Source organism: Sphingobium sp. S6 (genome assembly GCF_905120495.1).
GTDB classification, from domain to species: Bacteria; Pseudomonadota; Alphaproteobacteria; order Sphingomonadales; family Sphingomonadaceae; genus Sphingobium; species Sphingobium agri.
On the sequence record NZ_CAJHOG010000001.1, the window covers coordinates 542,089 to 560,504 of the forward strand.

An 18,416-nucleotide genomic window follows, 5' to 3' on the forward strand; every position below is an offset into this window, starting at 1 on the left:
GATGGTCGGGGGCCTTTCGAAGAGACTGGGGAATGCTTATCCACAGCATTTCTCAAGAAGGACTGGCGCCAAGGCGGCCAGGGACGCTATCAACGCAAAATGCCTCATGCCGGTTTCGTACCCCTTCGCATCTTTTCCTCTTTCACCATGCTGGAAGGTGCGATCGAGCCGAAGAAGATCGCGAAGCAAGCGCGGACGCTGGGCTTCCCCGCAGCAGCGATCACCGACCGCAACGGCCTTTATGGATCGATGGCATTTTCGGATGGGTGCAAGAGCGAGGGCGTGCAGCCGATCATCGGGGCCATGCTGGGCATATTGCGGCCGGGGCGTCCCGCCAATGCCGCCGCAATGCACGATTGGCTGGCGCTTTATGCCCAGGATGAGGCTGGATACGACAATCTCTGCGCCCTGGTATCGATGGCGCATCTCGACCGCCCGGTCGAGGAAGTCCCGCATGTCACGTTGGAGGCTCTGGCTGGCAGGACGGACGGGCTCATAGCGCTAACCGCAGGCGCGGAAGGGGCGATTGCCCGGCTTTTCGCGGAGGATCAGCCGGACGCCGCGCTTGCTTATGCCGATCGGCTTGAGGCGCTCTTTCCGGATCGGCTGTATGTGGAAATTTGCCGCAGGCAGGACCCCGTCGAGGGCAAGGCGGAAGCTGATTTGCTCGATCTTGCCTATGCGCGTGACCTGCCGCTGATCGCGACCAATCCGACCTGTTTTGCCGAGCCTCATTTCCATGAAGCGCATGACGTGATGCTTTGCATCGCCGATGGCGCCTATGTCGAAACGCCCGACCGGCGGACCAGCTCGCCCGATGCCTGGATGAAACCGGCAGCCGAGATGCAGCGCCTGTTCGAGGATTTGCCTGAAGCTTTGGCCAACACGCTGGTCGTGGCGCAGCGCTGTGCGGTCGCTGCGCCGAGGCGAAAGCCTATCCTGCCAAGCCTTGCCGGTGACATCGAGGGCGAGGCGCGGATGTTGCGAGAGCAGGCGGCCCAAGGGCTGGAACTGCGGCTCGCAAAGGCGGGGATCGAGGGTGACGAGGCGCGTCAGCCTTATTTCGACCGGCTGACTTTCGAAACCGACATCATCATCCAGATGGGGTTTCCCGGCTACTTCCTGATCGTGGCCGACTTCATCAAATGGGCGAAGGAGCAGGATATTCCTGTGGGGCCGGGCCGTGGTTCGGGCGCGGGGTCGGTGGTTGCCTGGGCTCTTACCATTACGGATTTGGATCCGCTGCAACTGGGGCTGCTGTTCGAGCGCTTCCTCAATCCAGAGCGTGTTTCGATGCCGGACTTCGACATCGATTTCTGCGAAACGCGGCGCGGCGAAGTAATCCGCTACGTCCAGCAGAAATATGGCGTCGATCATGTGGCGCAGATCATCACCTTCGGTAAGCTGAAGGCGCGCGCGGTGCTGAAGGATACCGGCCGCGTGTTGCAGATGAGCTATGGCCAGGTCGACAGGCTCGCCAAGCTGGTGCCCAATCATCCGACGGACCCCTGGACGCTGGAACGGTCATTGAACGGCGTTGCAGAGTTCAGGGCGGAATATGACAATGACAATCAGGTCAAACGGCTGATCGACTATGCGATGAAGCTGGAGGGCTTTCCCCGGCATAGTTCGACCCACGCTGCGGGCGTCGTGATCGGCGATCGGCCCTTGTCACAGCTTGTGCCGCTCTACCGCGATCCGCGTTCGGATATGCCGGTGACGCAGTTCGACATGAAATTTGTCGAAGGCGCGGGGTTGGTGAAGTTCGACTTTCTTGGCCTCAAGACCCTGTCCGTCTTGCAAAAGGCGGTGCAGCTGCTGGCGGGGCGCGGTGTCGAGGTCGATCTAAGCAGCCTCAGCTGGGATGATCCGGCGGTTTATGATTTGCTCCAGCGGGGCGATACCGTCGGTGTGTTCCAGCTGGAATCGGAGGGGATGCGCAAGACGCTGGCGGCCGTCCGGCCGACCAACTTCGGCGACATCATCGCGCTCGTGTCGCTCTACCGCCCTGGCCCGATGGACAATATCCCTATGTTCGGCCGCCGCAAGAACGGGCAGGAAGATATTGAATATCCGCATATTCTGCTGAAGCCGATCCTCGAAGAGACCTATGGCATCTTCGTCTATCAGGAGCAGGTGATGCAGGCCGCCCAGATATTGGCGGGCTATTCCTTGGGGGACGCAGACCTTCTTCGCCGCGCCATGGGCAAGAAGATCAAGGCGGAAATGGACGCGCAGCGGGCGCGGTTCGTGGAGGGATGCGCGAGGAGCGACATTCCGGCGGCCAAGGCCAATGAGCTGTTCGATTTGATCGACAAGTTCGCCGGCTATGGCTTCAACAAGTCACATGCTGCGGCCTATGCATTGCTGGCCTATCAGACGGCCTGGCTGAAGGCCCATTATCCGGCCGAATTCTACGCCGCATCGATGGCGTTCGATATCCATCTTACGGATAAGCTGACCATATTCGTTGATGACATGCGTCGCATGGGGCTCAGCTGCCTTGCGCCTGACATCAATCGCAGCCTCGCCGACTTCTCCGTAGAGCCGATCGAATATGAGGGGAAGGATCCCCGCCTCGGCTTTGCGGTGCGCTATGCCTTGGGCGGGCTGAAGGGCGTGGGCGAGAAGGCGATGGAGCAGCTTGTCGCCGAACGCGACGGCGGTGGGACATTCAAGTCTCTCGATGATTTCGCCGACCGGATCGAGCCGCGATTGTTGAACCGCCGCCAGCTTGAAAGCCTTGCGGCATCAGGGGCGTTCGATGAAATTCACCCCGACCGGGCGGGCGTGCATGCAGCGGCCGACACGATCCTGAGCGTCGCCGCCAGTGCTGCCGAAGCGCGCGAGAGCGGACAGGGCGGCCTGTTCGGCGATGTCGAAACGCCGCATGCGGACGTGCGCATTCCGCCGCATCAGACCTGGTCCACCGCCGACCGGATGGCGCAGGAAAAGGAAGCGTTCGGCTTCTACTTCTCGGCGCATCCCGTCGACCGATACCGGCATCTGGCTGATGCACGCGGGGCGAGGAGCTACGGGGCGATCTGTGCCGAGCAGGTGGCGGAAGGCGGGCGGGCGAACGCAGTCATGGCGGCCATGGTTGAGGAAGTCCGCTGGCGTGAGACGCGGCGGGGCGCACGCTATGCGGCGGCGACATTTTCCGACAGCAGCGGGCAGTTCCAGGCAAGCTGCTTCGATGAGGATGCGTGCAAGGCGATCGAGGCCATGGCCCGTGACGGAGATTGTGCGCTGCTGATGGTGGAACTGGATCGCATGCCCGGCGAAGAAACGCCGCGCGTTACGATCAGGGGCGTGGAGCAGTTCAATCAGCTTGCCAGCGCATCGCGGATGGAACTGGTCGTGGATGTGCAGGATAGCGCCGCTGTCAACGAACTCGCGCAATTGCTGTTGCGCAGCAGGGGCGGACGAAGCGAAGTGTTCCTTCGCGCTCCAGTGGCGGGCGGCAAGGCTGCCCGGATGTTCCTGGGCGATGATTATCTGATCGGGGCGGACCAGGTCGACGCCATCGCACTCATCCCTGGCCTTGCGATCCAGAGTTTCGAGCGCATGGAGCCGAAGGCCGATGGCTATCGGGCACGGACCCGGCGTTCGGGGTTCAGGCTGGTTGCGGCAACGGCCTGATCAGAAAAGTTGAAGCTGCGGACCTGCTGGTGGACGGAACAGGTCGGTCCTGAGCGTCAGCCGTTCGCCCGAGAAACCGGCGCGCCTTCGTGCCTTGATGAAGCGGGTGCGGATCAGGTCAGCCCAGATGCCCTGTCCGCGCATTCTGGTTCCGAAGTCAGGATCATTGTCGCGGCCCCCCCGGATGTCACGGATGATCCCCATGACCTTCGCGGCCCTGTCGGGATAATGTTCCTGTAGCCACGCCCGGAACAAGGGCGCGACTTCGAACGGCAGGCGCACGGGTATGAATGTGGCGTCCCGGGCGCCCGCCGCGGCGGTCGTTTCGACGATCGCCTCTATCTCATGATCGGTGATGGCGGGAATGATGGGAGAGACGCTGGCGACCACGGGAACGCCTGCTTGCGCCAACTGGCGAATGGCTTCCACCCGGCGAAGAGGGTGAGCCGCACGCGGTTCGAGAGCGCGCGCAACCTTGGGATCAAGCGTGGTGACGGAAATCATCACCGCCACCAGCCGATCACGGGCCATGTCTTGAAGAAGATCGAGGTCGCGAAGGACGCGGTCCGACTTGGTCGTGATGAAGATCGGGTGACGACATTCCGCCAATATCTCAACGCATTGCCGCGTGATCTTCCAGTCTCGTTCGATCGGTTGATAGGGATCGGTGTTCGTCCCCATGGCGATCGGCGAGACGCGGTAGGAACGCTTGGACAGTTCGGTGCGGAGCAGGTCGGGCGAGTCCGCTTTGGCGAAGAGGCGTGTTTCGAAGTCCAGCCCCGGCGACAGGTCGTGATAGGCATGGGTGGGCCGCGCGAAACAGTAGATGCACCCATGCTCGCAGCCAACGAAAGGGTTAATAGATTGGGTAAACGCGAGGTCGGGGGAGTTGTTGCGAGTGATGATGGTCTTTGATTTCAAGGCAGTAACGGTTGTACGCAGTTTGGGCGGGGCACCGTCAATTTGTTCCAGCGCATCAAGCCAGTCCCCATCAGCTTCACTTTGAGTGAGGTTGAAGCGAGTGCTGACCTGATTGTTTGTCGCGCCGCGACCATGATGATGACGCATAATCAAAATAGAACATATAGAGAACAAAAATGCAAGCAGCTTCGGTCGGGGATGGAATTGTAAACACTTAACGGCTAGTCGGCATCCAAGAGTGTGCGACGGTTTGGCGCAACGCTATCAAGAACCTCGGAGAGTGTAGGATGATGTTTTCCGCCCTCATGCTTGTCAGTTCATCGGCTGCAATCACGCCAACGACGCCGGTCGAGATAGTGAAATTGACTGAGCCATATGTTGAATGCCGTCGCGACGCCGATCAAAAAATAGTCCTGCTGCAACAGAAAATTCAAGATAGTCGACACAAGAACGTAAATTACGATGTCTATTCTGACCCGACATATCGAGAGTTGAATGATACAGTTTTAAAAGCGGAAGAGCATTGCAATCTACCTCGGTATATCTTACTCGTTAAAAATGCTGTTTCTATGCCTGTATCTTACAACGATTTTCAAAAAGAGAAGCTGGCAGAGTTTTTGATACAGGACGTCATCAAGCTCCAGTGGACATTTCTCAATGCACAATTGGGAACCTACAAATTCCCAGAAACCACTATCACTGATAGGCTCCAACCCAAAGACAAATAGACGGGTCGGCTCTGACGTTTACGTTGTGCAACCGTGTAGGGCTGCTCGCAGCCTCGATAGGCGTTGATCGATTGGGTAAAAGAAAGATCGGGCGATGTGTTGCGGCTGATGATCGTGCGGGGATGTTCCACCGTGACCTGCGTCCGGCGGCGTGGTGCTGGTCCATCTATGACATCAACTGCGTCGAGCCAGTCGCCGTCAGCGACCTGTTCCGCCATGTTGAAGCGGTGACTGACGACGTTCAGCGTCGCGCCTCTACCCTTTTCATCAACCATGCCTTATTGGAACATAAAGAGAACATGGTGGCAAGGGTGGGGATTCAGCGCTCCATCAGGCGGGGCATCAGTTCGACGAAGTTACAGGGACGGAAACGGCTGTCGAGCTGGCTGGAGAGGATGCCGTCCCAGGCATCTTTCACCGCGCCGGTAGAACCCGGCAGCGCGAAGATATAGGTGCCGCGCGAGACACAGGCGGTGGCGCGTGACTGTATCGTCGACGTCCCGATCGTCTGGTAGCTGAGCCAGCGGAACAGCTCGCCGAACCCGGGTATTTCCTTGTCCTGGACCTGGGCGACCGCTTCGGGTGTCACGTCTCGGCCCGTGACGCCGGTTCCGCCCGTGGTGATGATGCAATCGACTAGGGGATCGTCTATCCAGCTGTGGAGGCGCGCGACGATGGCGGCTCGATCATCCTTTTCGATATGGCGCGCAGCCAGAATGTGGCCCGCCGCCTTGATCCGATCGACCAGAGTGTCGCCGGACCGGTCTTCTGCAAGGCCCCTGCTGTCCGAAACGGTCAGGACGGCAATTCGCACCGGCAGAAATGACCGGCTTTCATCGATCGGCATCAGTCAGAGCCGCCCGCGATACTGGGGGCGGAGAGCGTGTTGTTCTGGCTCATCCGGACCATGCGCGTCCCCTTGGCGGTGGGGAAGGTCGGCCACATGCCCTGTGCCATGCCGGTCAGGCAATCCGCGCTTCCCTTGGCCTGGATCTGGTACATCCAGTAGTTGCGCATGACGATGTTCACATAAGCGCGGGTTTCATAATAAGGCAGCGACTCCATGAACAGCAGAGGATCGCCATTGTCCTTGACCTCGCTGTTCCACCGCTGAACGGGCAGTGGGCCTGCATTATAAGCAGCCATGACCTTTGGCAGAAGTCCGCCCGTAGCGCTCATGTTGCGGAGATTTTCCAGGTAGCGTTGGCCATATTCCATGTTGGTCGACGGCACGAACAATTGGGCTGCGGAAGCAAGGCCCATGTCACTGCCGGTGCCAGGCAGAACCTGCATCAGCCCGCGTGCTCCCGCACTGCTGACGACATCGCTGCGGAAGCCCGATTCCTGAAGCGTGTGAGCGTAGATCAGCGCTGGATCGACACGCCAGCCGCCGTCGGGACGCCAATCCGGCGTTGGGAATCTGGCGAAGCTGTCCGGCTGTTTGCCAGCCGGACCGTTATGGGCGAGCCATAGCTGGGTGGCGGGAAGGCTGAGGGAATTGGCAAGCTTTAGCAGGGCGTCATATTGAGCAGCGCCGCCCAGCCGGGCCTGATGCCGGATGAACTGGTCAGCCTTTGCAAGCTGACCGATTGACGTGAGAGCAATCGCCGCGCGGACGTTCGGGCTGTCCTTCAGCTGTTGCCAATCGGCTGATCCGAAGCGCGGAGCGGTCCTGCCGCCGCCCAGCGGCAGGCCAAGCGTTTCGCGGGCGAGCAAGCCGTAGAATGTTTCGCCGGATCGCGCGGCGGTCTTGAGGAGATTCTCGACCTTTTCCGCCTGACCGCAGGCCATGTAGGCGCGCGACGCCCAATAGGCGCCAGCCGCGCGCATGTCGGCATTTCCAGCGAGTGCAGCGACATTGGCGAAGGCAGGCGCTGCCGCAGCGCAGTCATGCTGACGCCAAGATGCAAGGCCGAGCGTCCAGTGCGCTTGCACCGTCCAGTCGCCGCCCGCACGGGTTTCAAGGGCGCGGTTCGCCATGCGCCGCGCGTCCGCATCGTTATTCTCGATATAGTAGGACCATGCGACGCGCTGGCGTACTTCGGTCAGGCCTTCGGGCGTCAGGCCGATTTCTCCCGACGCGAGCAGCGTTTCCGCTCCCACAGGATCGTCATTCTTGATGAAGGGCGTGATCTGACCAACCAGCGCCTGGGCCAGCAGGTCGGTCTTTGTCGTCGCGACATATTCGCGGCGCGGCGCTGAACCCAGCCAGACCATCTTCTGGACTTGCGGGAGCGTGGGGAGGATCGTTGCGCCCCGCTTCTGCGCGAGCCGGGAAAGTTGATCCGCGTTGGGAAGCCAGGCCGCCTTGTTCACCAGGTCGAGTACGTCGAACAGCTCAACGCGCGGCGAATCCTTGGCTACATAAAGGTCGGAAAGCGCGACTGAGCGCATCGGGTCCTGAGGGTCCAGGGCCAGGATCGACGCTTTCGCGTCAGCCCAGCGCTGATCCGACAGCGCCGAATAGATGGCCGAGTAACGCGTCTTGTCGCCGTCGTCGACGGACAGTGCCGGGTTGAACCCTGACCTGAAACCAGCCGTTGCCGCCGCATTATCCGCTTTGGCGGGCACGGCCGCGGCGGCACTGATGGCGGCCAGTGCCAGGCAAGATGATCGGGTGAGCGCGCGAATCACTGATGCATATCCTCGACCAGGCGTTGCAATGTGCGCCAACATTCCGCTTTCGCCGCGGGCTGCCCCAGCAGGAGCCGCGGGTGGAAAGTGGCTAAAGCAGGCACAGTGCCGCCATCATGGTTAAAAAAGTGTAAACTTTCCATTCCCTGCCTGTCTTGTACGGGAAGGAAAGTGCGGATCGTCCGGTCGCCCAGAAGCAGCAGCCTGCCTGGAATCGCGAGCGAAACATGGGTGCGCATCCGATCGGCGGCTGCATTGAGGTCGGCCGCCTCCACCATGCCGCCGGGCGGGCGGGCGCAGAAGAGGGAGGCGATATAGACGCTCTCCCGAGACAGGCCGACAGCAGACAGCATCGCGTCGAACAAGCGTCCGGCGCGATCGGCAAGCAATGTGCCTGCATCCATGTCGGCTGGATCAGGCATGTCGGTGATCACCATCAGCGGCGATCCAGCTTGCCCTTGCGGCAAGATGGGTGTGCCTGGCCAGCGGCGTTCCGGCTGCGCCGAATCCTGGGCTAGCCAGTCCGTAAACTCCTGAAGCGAGCCTGGCTTCTTCACCGTGGCCGGAGAAGACGGGGGTGGCGCCAGCGGAACGGCTGGCGCCGGACGCAGCCAGTTCACCGGCTCTTCCGCCGTCGCGCAATCCACGCCCGCCATGTCCCACCACGCCAGATAGGCGCTGGCGGCATCGGCCAGATCTTCCGTCATTCCCCGCATCGATCTTCTAGGGCCAGAGGTTGACGCCGGGGTCAAGAATCTTCATCGGCAACCGGTGGTAAATCGTTTGAGTAACGCGGCGGCCGGACAGGAGAGGGAAACCATCCGGCTCGTCCCGATGGAGGGATTATGAGCGAACGGGAATCGATGCCCTATGACATCGTCATCGTCGGCGGGGGACCGGCGGGGCTGTCCGCGGCGATCAGGCTGAAGCAACTGGCCAACGACTCTGGCCAGGAACTGGCGGTGTGCGTCCTGGAAAAAGGCTCGGAGATCGGCGCTCATATTCTTTCGGGCGCGGTGATCGATCCCCGGGCCCTTGATGAGCTGATCCCCGAATGGCGCGACATGGGCTGCTCGCTGGCGGAAACGCCGGTGCGGGACAACCAGCACTGGTTCCTGACGAAGCGCGGCAAATTGCCGGTGCCGCATATTTCGACGCCGCGCTGGATGCACAACAAGGGGACCTATACGGGTTCGCTCGGCAATCTGTGCCGCTGGCTGGCCGAGCAGGCCGAAGGATTGGGCGTCGAGATATTCCCTGGCTTCGCCGCTGCCGAGATCCTCTATAATGAGGATGGCAGCGTGAAGGGCGTCGCGACCGGTGACATGGGCATTGATCGCGAGGGCAATCGAAAGGGCGATTATCAGCCGGGGCTGGAGCTGCACGCCAAATATACCTTCTTCGCTGAAGGCGCGCGCGGCCACCTGACCAAGATCCTCAAGCGCCAGTTCGAACTGGACAAGGATTGCGAGCCACAGGTCTACGGCCTTGGCATGAAGGAATTGTGGGATATCGATCCCGCCAAGCACAAGCCGGGCCTGGTGATCCATACCCAGGGTTGGCCGCTGACGGACGCCTATGGCGGCGGGTTCCTCTACCATCAGGCCAACGGGCAGGTTGCGTTGGGCTTCGTCGTGGGCCTCGGATACCGCAACCCCTATCTCTATCCGTTCGAGGAGTTCCAGCGCTGGAAGCAGCATCCGGCGATCCGCGAATATCTGGAGGGTGGCCGCCGCGTTTCCTACGGCGCGCGCGCGATCAACGAGGGTGGCTGGCAGTCGGTGCCCAAGCTCGTCTTCCCCGGCGGTGCGCTGATCGGCTGCTCCGCAGGCTTCGTCAACGTGCCGCGCATCAAGGGCACGCACACGGCCATGAAGTCGGGCATGCTGGCGGCGGAGGCGGCTTTCGAGGCAATCCAGAACGAACGCTCCCGCGATGTGCTGCACGACTATGATGACCGCCTGCGCTCCAGTTGGGTTGCGGACGAGTTGAAGCTGGTCAAGAATGCGGAGCCGCTGCTGGCGAAGTTCGGCAATACGATCGGTACGCTGCTGGCGGGCGTCGATATGTGGATGCGCACGCTGAAGATCGGCTTGCCCTTCACGATGAAGCACAAGCCGGACAATGAAAAGATCTGGCCCAAGGAGATCGGTCACAAGATCGATTATCCCAAGCCCGACGGGGTGATCAGCTTCGATCGCCTGTCCTCTGTGTTCCTGTCGAACACCAATCATGAGGAAGATCAGCCGGTCCACCTTCAGCTGAAGGACCCGTCGATCCCGATCGCATACAACCTGCCGCTTTATGACGAGCCCGCGCAGCGTTATTGCCCGGCAGGCGTCTATGAGGTTGTCGGTTTGGAAGAGGGCAATCCCCGGTTCCAGATCAACGCCCAGAACTGCGTCCACTGCAAGACGTGCGACATCAAGGACCCGACGCAGAACATCAACTGGGTCGTGCCCGAAGGCGGCGGGGGGCCGAACTATCCCAATATGTAGGCGCCTGCTCTGCGCAATGTTGCCGCCGATGCTGCTGGCCTTCCCCGCTGGCGCATCGGTGGATCGGTCGAGCGCGCTGCATGCCTATGCCCGCGGCCGACTGGCCGACAGTTATGGCGAGGCGAACGTCGCGCTCATCAACTATCGAGACGCGCTGGCGGGAGACGCGAGCAGTTTGGCAGTGGCGCGGCGGTCCTACCTGCATGGCCTGATCAGCGGGGACATGGCGCTGGCGCTTCAGTCGGCAAGGTTGCTGGACAGCCGGGGGGTGTTGCCGCGTGACGGGACGCTTCTGTTCCTTGGCGACGCGCTCGTGCGCAGGGACTGGAAGACGGCCAGGCAAGTTGCGGACCGTGTAGCGGCAGAAGGGAATTTCGGCTTTCTTGCGCCGATAATCCGCAGCTGGATATCGATCGGGGAAGGCCGAGCGGTGCCGCCGGAGATTGATCCGGCAGATCGCTACGCGTCCCTGGGGCGGCGCTACATCGACGAGCATATCGCGCTTCAGGCGCTTGCGCGGGGAGATGCTGCTGCGGCTGGCCCCGCGATAAACCGGGCGCTGGCGTTGCGAACGGTAGAGCTAGGCGAGATGCGGCTGACCTTTGCGGCGCAACTGGCCAGTCGAAGGGCGAGAGCCGAGGCGTTGGCCCTGCTTCCTGAAGGGAAAGCCGACTATGCTCTGGCCCGGCAGGATATTGCGAATGGTCGGAGCGGAGGCGAAATCGGGCGAGCGCTGAGCCCCGCACAGGGTTTTGGCCGCCTTCTTGCCCGTTTGGCTTCGGACATTTCATCGGACGAAAGCACGCGGATGCTGGCGATCAGACTCGCGCGCATCGGGAGCTTCGCTAATCCAGCTGGAGCGGATGGCAGGCTGGTGCTGGGGCAGTTGCTGACCGATGCAGGACATGGGCAGCAGGCTGTTTCGGAATTGAACAAGGTTGCGGAAAGCGGCTGGTTCCGGACTCTCAGGCAGACGGCTCTGGTCAATGCCTGGGCTGCATCGGATGACAACAGCGCTGCGATATCGCTGGCGCGCGGATTGGCTCAAGCTCCGGGCGCCGACGTGGAACGTCTGGTGCGGCTTGGGCAGTTGCTGGCCCGCGAAAAGGATTTTGGCGGCGCGGCGGACGCGTTTCATTCTGCCGAAGCACGCTATGCTGCGGATAATGTGCCTTGGGCATTGCTGCTGATGCGGGGGAGCGCCCTTGAGCAGGCGGGACGTTGGGAAGAAGCACGTGCGGTGCTGGAGCGGGCGGCGAAGATCGCACCGAATGAACCGGCTGTGCTGAATTATCTCGGCTATGCACAGGTCGAGCGGCGGCAAAATGTTCCAGCGGCGCTGGAGCTTCTCAAGAAGGCCAGTGCGCTCAAGCCGGACGACGCGTCGATAACGGATTCCCTGGGATGGGCGCATTTCGTGACAGGAAATGTGGAAGCTGCGGTGCCAGTTCTTGAGCGCGCTGCTGAGGGCGCCCCTGCCGACGTGACGATCAACGAGCATCTGGGCGATGCGCTCTGGGCCATCGGTCGGCGCTTCGAAGCGCGCTATGCCTGGAGGGCTGCGGCGGTGTTCGCTGAAGGAGACGTCGCGGCGCGGCTTGATGCGAAAACCAAAATGGGGATGAGGCCGGAATATGCCGCTCCTTGACGCCGCGACATTGACCGAAACTGCCTATGCCAAGGTGAACCTGGCCCTGCATGTGCGGGAACGGCGGGCCGATGGCTATCATGCGCTGGAAAGTCTGTTCGTCTTCGCGACGGATGGCGATCGGCTGAGCGGGTGCCCGGACGTGGGCAACGAGATCAGCCTGACGCTGGATGGCCCTTTTGGAGCGGCCCTGGGCGCTGGTGCGGACAATCTCGTCGTGAATGCGGCGAAGAAGTTGCAGGGGCATCTTGGAGAGAAGCGGGGCGCGCGGTTGAAGCTGACGAAAAATCTGCCGGTTGCTTCAGGCATCGGTGGGGGATCGGCTGACGCGGCGGCGGCGCTGCGACTGCTCAATCGCTTGTGGGATGCTCAATTGCCCCGTGCCGAGCTGGAGCGGATCGGCCTGGAACTGGGTTCCGATGTGCCTGCCTGTGTCAGCAGTGTCACGCAGATGGTCAGGGGCCGGGGCGAGGTGCTTGAACCTTGCCACATCGACGGATTGAGTGGGATTCCGATGCTGCTCGTTAATCCCGGCGTCGGCGTATCGACGGCCAGTGTGTTTAGCCGGTGGGACAGGGTTGATAGAGGTCCTTTGACAGCGTCAACGCTGGAGGCCCTGATCGTGGATGCCCGCAACGATCTGGAAGAGGCAGCGATCGGGGCCGCGCCGGTCATTGCTGATGTGATTGCCCTTTTGCGGGAGCAGTCGGGGGTGCGCCTGGCCCGCATGTCGGGATCGGGCGCGACCTGCTTCGCCCTTTTCGATACTTGGGACAGCCGAGCAGCGGCGGCGCGCCATATATCGGCACAGCAACCGGGCTGGTGGTCATTGGAAACGGAGATCGGCGGGGCGTGAGCGAGGCTTTCACACAGATCGATGGCGGGCCGCTTGATGTGCTGATCATAGCGGATCATGCGTCCGCCCATGTGCCTGCCGACATCGACCTTGGCATCGATCCCGCCCTGCTCGGCAACCACATCGCAATAGACATCGGCGCGGCGGAGGTGAGCCGGATGCTGGCGGAGCAGTTGGGATGCACCGCGATATTGGGCGGTGTTTCCAGATTGGTGATCGACCTCAACCGCGAGGATGACGCACCCGGCCTGCTACCGGTCATGAGCGACGGTCATCCGATCCCCGGCAACCGGCATGCCGATCTTTCCGACCGGATGGTGCGTTTTCATCATCCCTATCATCATCAGATCGCCCGATTGCTCGACGGAATGACGTCGCCCTTCATTCTGTCGGTGCACAGTTTCACGCCGCAACTGGCGAGTGACCCGCAGGCAGAGCGGCCGTGGGACATCGGCGTGCTCTACAATGAAGATGATCGTGCCGCTCGCATCGCCATTCCCATGCTGGAGGAGGCAGGCCTGATGGTGGGCGACCAGTTGCCCTATTCGGGGCGGCTGCTGAACGCGACCATGAACCGCCATGCCGAAGCCAACGGTATCCCTTATCTCGGCATCGAAATGCGGCAGGATCTGGTGACAAGCGGGGAGGGGCAAAGCCGCTTCGCCAGCATAATCGGGCCCATCGTGCTACAATGCCGCAATAGCCTTGCGTGACTCGTCCCTTTTTGGAAAGGAGGCGCGCAAGAAGGGTAGGTTTTATGTCTCATACGTTCGACAAGTCGAAACTGCCGAGCCGCCATGTCTCGGTTGGTCCGGAGCGCGCTCCGCATCGTAGCTATTATTACGCGATGGGCCTGACCGAAGAAGAGATTGCCCGTCCTTTCGTAGGTATCGCCTCGGCTGGCAACGACAGCGCGCCGTGCAACACGACGCTCGACATGCAGGCGGATTTTTGCCGTCAGGGTGTAAATGAGGCAGGCGGCATGCCGCGCCGGTTCAACACCATCACCGTCACTGACGGCATTGCGATGGGCCATCAGGGCATGAAAAGCTCGCTGGCGAGCCGTGAAGTGATCGCGGATTCGGTCGAGCTTTCGGTGCGTGGCCACTGCTATGACGCGCTCGTCACCTTCGCTGGATGCGACAAGTCGTTGCCCGGCATGATGATGGCGATGCTGCGCCTGAACGTGCCGTCGATCTTCGTCTATGGCGGGTCGATCCTGCCCGGCCGGTTCGAAAATCGCGACGTCACGGTTGTCGATGTATTCGAGGTCGTGGGCAAATATGCGGCGGGCGCTTGTCCGCTCAAGGATGTGATCGCGCTCGAAAAGGTCGCTTGCCCCGGACATGGTGCATGCGGCGGTCAGTACACCGCGAATACGATGGCATGCGTGGGCGAAGCGATCGGCCTTTCGCTCCCCAACAGCAATATGGCGCCTGCTCCTTACAAGAGCCGTGAGGAGGTCGCCGTTGCCGCTGGCCGTCAGGTCATGGAACTGCTGGCGAAGAATATCCGTCCGCGCGATATCTGCACCCGCGAAGCGTTCGAGAATGCGGCGCGCATCGTCGCGGCGACTGGCGGATCGACCAACGGCGCGCTGCACTTGCCCGCCATGGCGAATGAATGCGGCATCGATTTCGACCTGTTCGACGTGGCGCAAATCTTCAAGTCGACGCCTTACATCGCTGACCTCAAGCCCGGCGGCAAATATGTCGCCAAGGATATGTATGAGGCAGGCGGTGTCTACATGCTGATGAAGACCCTGTTCGACAACGGGCTGCTGCATGGTGACTGCATGACTGTCACCGGCAAGACGATCGCCGAGAATATCGATGAAGTCAGCTGGAACCCGGACCAGAAGGTCATCTATGACGTCAAGTCGCCGATCACCCCCACGGGCGGCGTCGTGGGCCTGAAAGGCTCGCTGGCTCCCAATGGTGCGATCGTGAAGGTGGCGGGCATGCATCGCCTCCAGTTTGAAGGCCCGGCGCGGGTTTTCGATTGTGAGGAAGACGCCTTCGCAGCAGTCGAAGCGCGGGACATCGCCGAAGGTTCGGTCATCATCATCCGCTATGAAGGGCCAAAGGGTGGCCCCGGCATGCGCGAGATGCTGTCGACCACGGCCGCGCTTTATGGTCAGGGCATGGGCGAGAAGGTGGCATTGATCACCGACGGCCGCTTCTCTGGCGCGACGCGTGGCTTCTGCATCGGGCATGTCGGGCCGGAGGCTGCGGAGGGTGGTCCGATCGCGCTGGTAGAGAATGGCGACATCATCGCCATCGACGCGGAAGCAGGCACGATCGACCTCAAGGTTTCCGAATCCGTCCTCGCCGAGAGGCAGAAGAACTGGAAGCCGCGCCAGAATGATTATCAGTCAGGCGCTCTCTGGCGCTATGCGCAGAATGTGGGACCGGCTTACAAGGGGGCAGTGACGCACCCGGGAGCGAAGACCGAAACCCATGTCTATGCGGATATCTGAACAGATTGCCGGGGCGGGGCTTATGTGCCTCGCCCTGGCCGCGTGTGACCAAGGCGGAGACAAGGCTGCTCACCCATTTGAAGGCTCGTCAGCCGCCCGCCAGGCGGTTGCCGATTGCGCAACCGGTGCTGGCGCGAAATGGGAGCGATCCTGTTCGGTCGAGCAGGATGGGCGGGTTTTGACGATCCGTCATCTCGATGGCGGATTTCGCCGGTTCCGGATCCTCGAAGACCAGCGGGGGATCGCCTCAGCCGATGGCGCCGAACCGGCTAAGATAACCATCGTTGGCGATGGCCAGATCGAAGTCAGCGCGGGGGCCGATCGTTACCGGTTACCTGCCACTATTTCCCGAACAGCAGCGCCTTGAGCGATCTGCCGATCCTGACCGCCGCGCAGATGCGGGAAGCCGAACAGGCGGCGATCGCCAGCGGCATAGCCGAATATGAGCTGATGGAGCGGGCGGGTGCGGCTGTTGCGGAGATAATCTGGCGTGCGGGGGGCAGGCGCGACCTTCTGCTACTGTGCGGTCCTGGCAATAATGGCGGTGACGGTTATGTGGTCGCTCGCTTGTTGAGGGCGCGCCGGGTGCCGGTGCGAGTGGCTGCCTTGGGAGAGAGTCGCACGGAGTCTGCCCGACGGGCGCGCTCGTCCTGGGGCGGTCCGGTAGAAACTCTGGAGGATGCAGCGCCCGCCACGCAGATTGTCGATGCCCTGTTCGGAACCGGCCTGTCGCGTGGGCTGGACAGCGCTGTTGCTGATAGATTGAGGTGCCTGACGGAACAGGCGGCCTTCAGCTATGCGGTCGACCTGCCGAGCAGTGTTGAGACCGATAGCGGGGCCTTGCTGTCGGCGGTTCCGCAATTTGGCGTCTGCATTGCTTTGGGCGCGCTGAAGCCTGCTCATGTTTTGCACCCTGCTGCCGGGAGCTTCAAGCGGCTGATCTGTGCCGACATCGGCGTCGCGGCGAGCGCACAGGCGCACCGTCTTGCTGCGCCTCATTTGGAAGCGCCGAGGGGTGCTGATCATAAATATAGCCGGGGTCTGGTTGCGGTGGTTGGCGGGAGCATGGCAGGGGCGGGGCTGCTCGCGGCCGAGGCGGCTGCGCGATCGGGTGCGGGAATGGTTCGCCTTCTGGGAGCAGTCGGTGAGCTTTCGGGATCGGATGCAATCGTTAGGGTGAAGGCGCTCCAAGCCGACTGCGTGGAGGCTGAATTAAGCGACGAGAGGCTGGCGACGGTGTTGGCCGGGCCTGGCCTTGGGCGAGATCAGAACGCCGTGGGCCGCTTAAGCGCCGTGTTGCGATGTGGACGGCCGTTGGTGCTGGATGCCGACGCTCTGACATTGCTGGGAAAGGGGGAGGTCGGGGACATTCCTCCTTCATCGATCCTGACGCCGCATGAAGGTGAATTCGTTCGGTTGTTTGGCGATTTGCCGGGCAGCAAGATCGATAGAACCCGTGAAGCAGCACGTCGATCTGCTGCGGTGGTTGTCCTCAAGGGTTCGGACACCGTCATCGGCGCCCCGGATGGACGCGTCACGGTCGCAACTGGCGCGTCCCCTTGGCTGTCGACGGCGGGGACCGGGGACGTTCTCGCAGGATTGGCGGCGGGGCGGCTGGCGGTCGTGGCCGACCCGTTTCGCGCGGCTTGCGAGGCGGTCTGGCTCCATGGAGAGGCGGCGCGGCGTGCGAGAGCCGCTTTTGTCGCCGATGATTTGATTGCGCAGCTGCCAGCGGCTATCGCCTCCCGCTTGTGACCGACATCGACAAAGATCTCATAATACGCATCGCCGCAAAGGGTGATGGCGTTACCGCCGATGGGCGGCATGTACCGCTGGCAGCGCCTGGAGACAGGGTCACGGCCGATAGCGGTTTAGTGGCGGGTCCCCATCATGCCGAAGCTCCATGCGTTCATTTCCCCGCCTGTGGCGGATGCGAGCTACAGCATGTGGACGAGGAGAGCTTGGGCGCGTTCGTGACCGCGCGTGTCACAGGCGCTCTGGCCGGACAGGGGGTGACGCTCCCGCCTCAATCGCTGTTGCCGCCTCACCTGTCGCCGCCGAAGACCCGGCGTCGCGCATCATTGCGTGCGGCTCGAGACGGGCGGCGGATCACCATCGGTTTTGCAGAGTCGGGCAGCCACAAGCTCATCGATCTTGCGATGTGCGAGATACTCGATCCCCGCCTCTTCGCTCTGGTCGAGCCGCTTCGGGCTTTGCTGCCGCTGGTTCTCGCTGACAAGCGCGCTGCACATGTCCGGATGTCCCTGATCGACCAAGGCGTCGACCTGCTGCTGGAGAATGTTGGCGTTTCCGGCCTCGCCGCGGACGAGGGTTTACGGGATTTCTCAGCGGCTCAAGGCCTCGCGCGATTGACGATCGATGAAGGTGATGGCCAGCAGACCCGCTGGGAGCCTGAGCCTGCGACCATGACATTCGGCGGCGTGCCGGTCGCCTTTCCTCCGTTCGCTTTTCTTCAAGCGACGCCGGATGGCGAAGCAGCGTTGTTGGAGGTTGTGCGCGAGGCATTGCCGCCGGGAGGCGCGGTGGCCGACCTGTTTAGCGGGCTGGGCACATTCGCTCTCGGAGTGGGCAAGGAGCGTCCGGTTTATGCCGCGGAGGGTGCGCGTGACTTGATGCTGTCGCTCAAGGTTGCGGCCAATCGCGCGCAGCGGCGAATGGTGGTTGATCATCGTGATTTGTTCAGGCGACCGCTTGTGCCTGAAGAGCTGAACCGGTTCGCGGCGGTGATCATCGATCCGCCGCGCGCAGGTGCGCGGGAGCAGGTGATGCAGTTGGCGGCGTCGGTCGTGCCGGTGATCGCTTATGTTTCGTGCAATCCGGCGAGCTTCGCGCGGGATGCTGCGCATCTTGTGGCGAGCGGCTATGTTCTGGACAAGGTGAAGCCGGTCGGCCAATTTCGATGGTCGACCCATGTCGAACTGGCAGCTGTTTTCCGCCGCCCATAAAATGAACCCTCGCCGCATATTTGCGGCGAGGGAACAGGCACCCT

At 61.9% G+C, this 18,416-nt stretch carries 14 protein-coding genes and 1 pseudogene; 10 read left to right on the plus strand and 5 right to left on the minus strand.

Annotated features, from left to right (window positions below):
• The first annotated feature begins 99 nt into the window (after window positions 1-99).
• Entirely contained in the window at window positions 100-3,642 is a 3,543-nt protein-coding gene (gene dnaE / locus SPHS8_RS02810; protein WP_201513823.1) for a DNA polymerase III subunit alpha, read from the plus strand.
• Here the strand turns inward: dnaE and SPHS8_RS02815 are convergent, their stop codons facing one another.
• On the minus strand, window positions 3,643-4,710 hold the full coding sequence (locus tag SPHS8_RS02815) for a PA0069 family radical SAM protein (RefSeq protein ID WP_201513825.1): 1,068 nt from the start codon (window positions 4,708-4,710) through the stop codon (window positions 3,643-3,645).
• 140 nt (window positions 4,711-4,850) lie between these two features.
• Here SPHS8_RS02815 and SPHS8_RS02820 point away from each other — a divergent pair, with 140 nt between their 5' ends.
• Window positions 4,851-5,291: a hypothetical protein gene (locus tag SPHS8_RS02820; protein ID WP_201513827.1), complete on the plus strand. Its 441-nt coding sequence runs from the start codon at window positions 4,851-4,853 to the stop codon at window positions 5,289-5,291.
• A gap of 44 nt (window positions 5,292-5,335) precedes the next feature.
• Here SPHS8_RS02820 and SPHS8_RS20315 read toward each other — a convergent pair.
• From SPHS8_RS20315 to SPHS8_RS02835, 4 genes and pseudogenes are all read right to left on the minus strand, one after another.
• Window positions 5,336-5,566 (minus strand): annotated as a pseudogene (locus SPHS8_RS20315) (PA0069 family radical SAM protein); the annotation flags it as partial.
• A gap of 44 nt (window positions 5,567-5,610) precedes the next feature.
• Window positions 5,611-6,138, minus strand: a complete 528-nt coding sequence (gene moaB / locus SPHS8_RS02825; protein ID WP_201513834.1) for a molybdenum cofactor biosynthesis protein B — start codon at window positions 6,136-6,138, stop codon at window positions 5,611-5,613.
• Window positions 6,138-7,925: a lytic transglycosylase domain-containing protein gene (locus tag SPHS8_RS02830; RefSeq protein ID WP_201513836.1), complete on the minus strand. Its 1,788-nt coding sequence runs from the start codon at window positions 7,923-7,925 to the stop codon at window positions 6,138-6,140. Before SPHS8_RS02830 ends, moaB begins: the two co-directional genes overlap by 1 nt.
• Window positions 7,922-8,641, minus strand: a complete 720-nt coding sequence (locus SPHS8_RS02835; RefSeq protein ID WP_236574938.1) for a uracil-DNA glycosylase family protein — start codon at window positions 8,639-8,641, stop codon at window positions 7,922-7,924. Before SPHS8_RS02835 ends, SPHS8_RS02830 begins: the two co-directional genes overlap by 4 nt.
• A 129-nt stretch (window positions 8,642-8,770) precedes the next feature.
• On the opposite strand from SPHS8_RS02835, the gene SPHS8_RS02840 reads away from it, so the two are divergent.
• The 8 genes from SPHS8_RS02840 to SPHS8_RS02875 are packed head-to-tail and all read left to right on the plus strand — an operon-like array spanning window position 8,771 to window position 18,372.
• Window positions 8,771-10,423, plus strand: a complete 1,653-nt coding sequence (locus SPHS8_RS02840; protein ID WP_201513840.1) for an electron transfer flavoprotein-ubiquinone oxidoreductase — start codon at window positions 8,771-8,773, stop codon at window positions 10,421-10,423.
• A gap of 16 nt (window positions 10,424-10,439) precedes the next feature.
• Window positions 10,440-12,071, plus strand: coding sequence for a tetratricopeptide repeat protein (locus SPHS8_RS02845; protein ID WP_236574939.1), 1,632 nt, complete (start codon window positions 10,440-10,442; stop codon window positions 12,069-12,071).
• Complete coding sequence (locus SPHS8_RS02850) at window positions 12,058-12,927, plus strand: 4-(cytidine 5'-diphospho)-2-C-methyl-D-erythritol kinase (RefSeq protein ID WP_201513842.1); 870 nt, start codon at window positions 12,058-12,060, stop codon at window positions 12,925-12,927. The genes SPHS8_RS02845 and SPHS8_RS02850 overlap by 14 nt, the downstream gene beginning before the upstream one ends.
• Window positions 12,924-13,640, plus strand: coding sequence for an N-formylglutamate amidohydrolase (locus SPHS8_RS02855; RefSeq protein ID WP_201513843.1), 717 nt, complete (start codon window positions 12,924-12,926; stop codon window positions 13,638-13,640). The genes SPHS8_RS02850 and SPHS8_RS02855 overlap by 4 nt, the downstream gene beginning before the upstream one ends.
• A gap of 44 nt (window positions 13,641-13,684) precedes the next feature.
• On the plus strand, window positions 13,685-15,406 hold the full coding sequence (gene ilvD / locus SPHS8_RS02860; RefSeq protein WP_201513845.1) for a dihydroxy-acid dehydratase: 1,722 nt from the start codon (window positions 13,685-13,687) through the stop codon (window positions 15,404-15,406).
• Entirely contained in the window at window positions 15,387-15,773 is a 387-nt protein-coding gene (locus tag SPHS8_RS02865; RefSeq protein WP_201513847.1) for a hypothetical protein, read from the plus strand. The genes ilvD and SPHS8_RS02865 overlap by 20 nt, the downstream gene beginning before the upstream one ends.
• Complete coding sequence (locus SPHS8_RS02870; RefSeq protein WP_236574940.1) at window positions 15,770-17,161, plus strand: NAD(P)H-hydrate dehydratase; 1,392 nt, start codon at window positions 15,770-15,772, stop codon at window positions 17,159-17,161. The genes SPHS8_RS02865 and SPHS8_RS02870 overlap by 4 nt, the downstream gene beginning before the upstream one ends.
• The gene (locus SPHS8_RS02875) at window positions 17,158-18,372 is read left to right on the plus strand and encodes a class I SAM-dependent RNA methyltransferase (protein WP_201513849.1); all 1,215 of its coding nucleotides are present in this window, start codon (window positions 17,158-17,160) and stop codon (window positions 18,370-18,372) included. The genes SPHS8_RS02870 and SPHS8_RS02875 overlap by 4 nt, the downstream gene beginning before the upstream one ends.
• Window positions 18,373-18,416 lie beyond the last annotated feature (44 nt).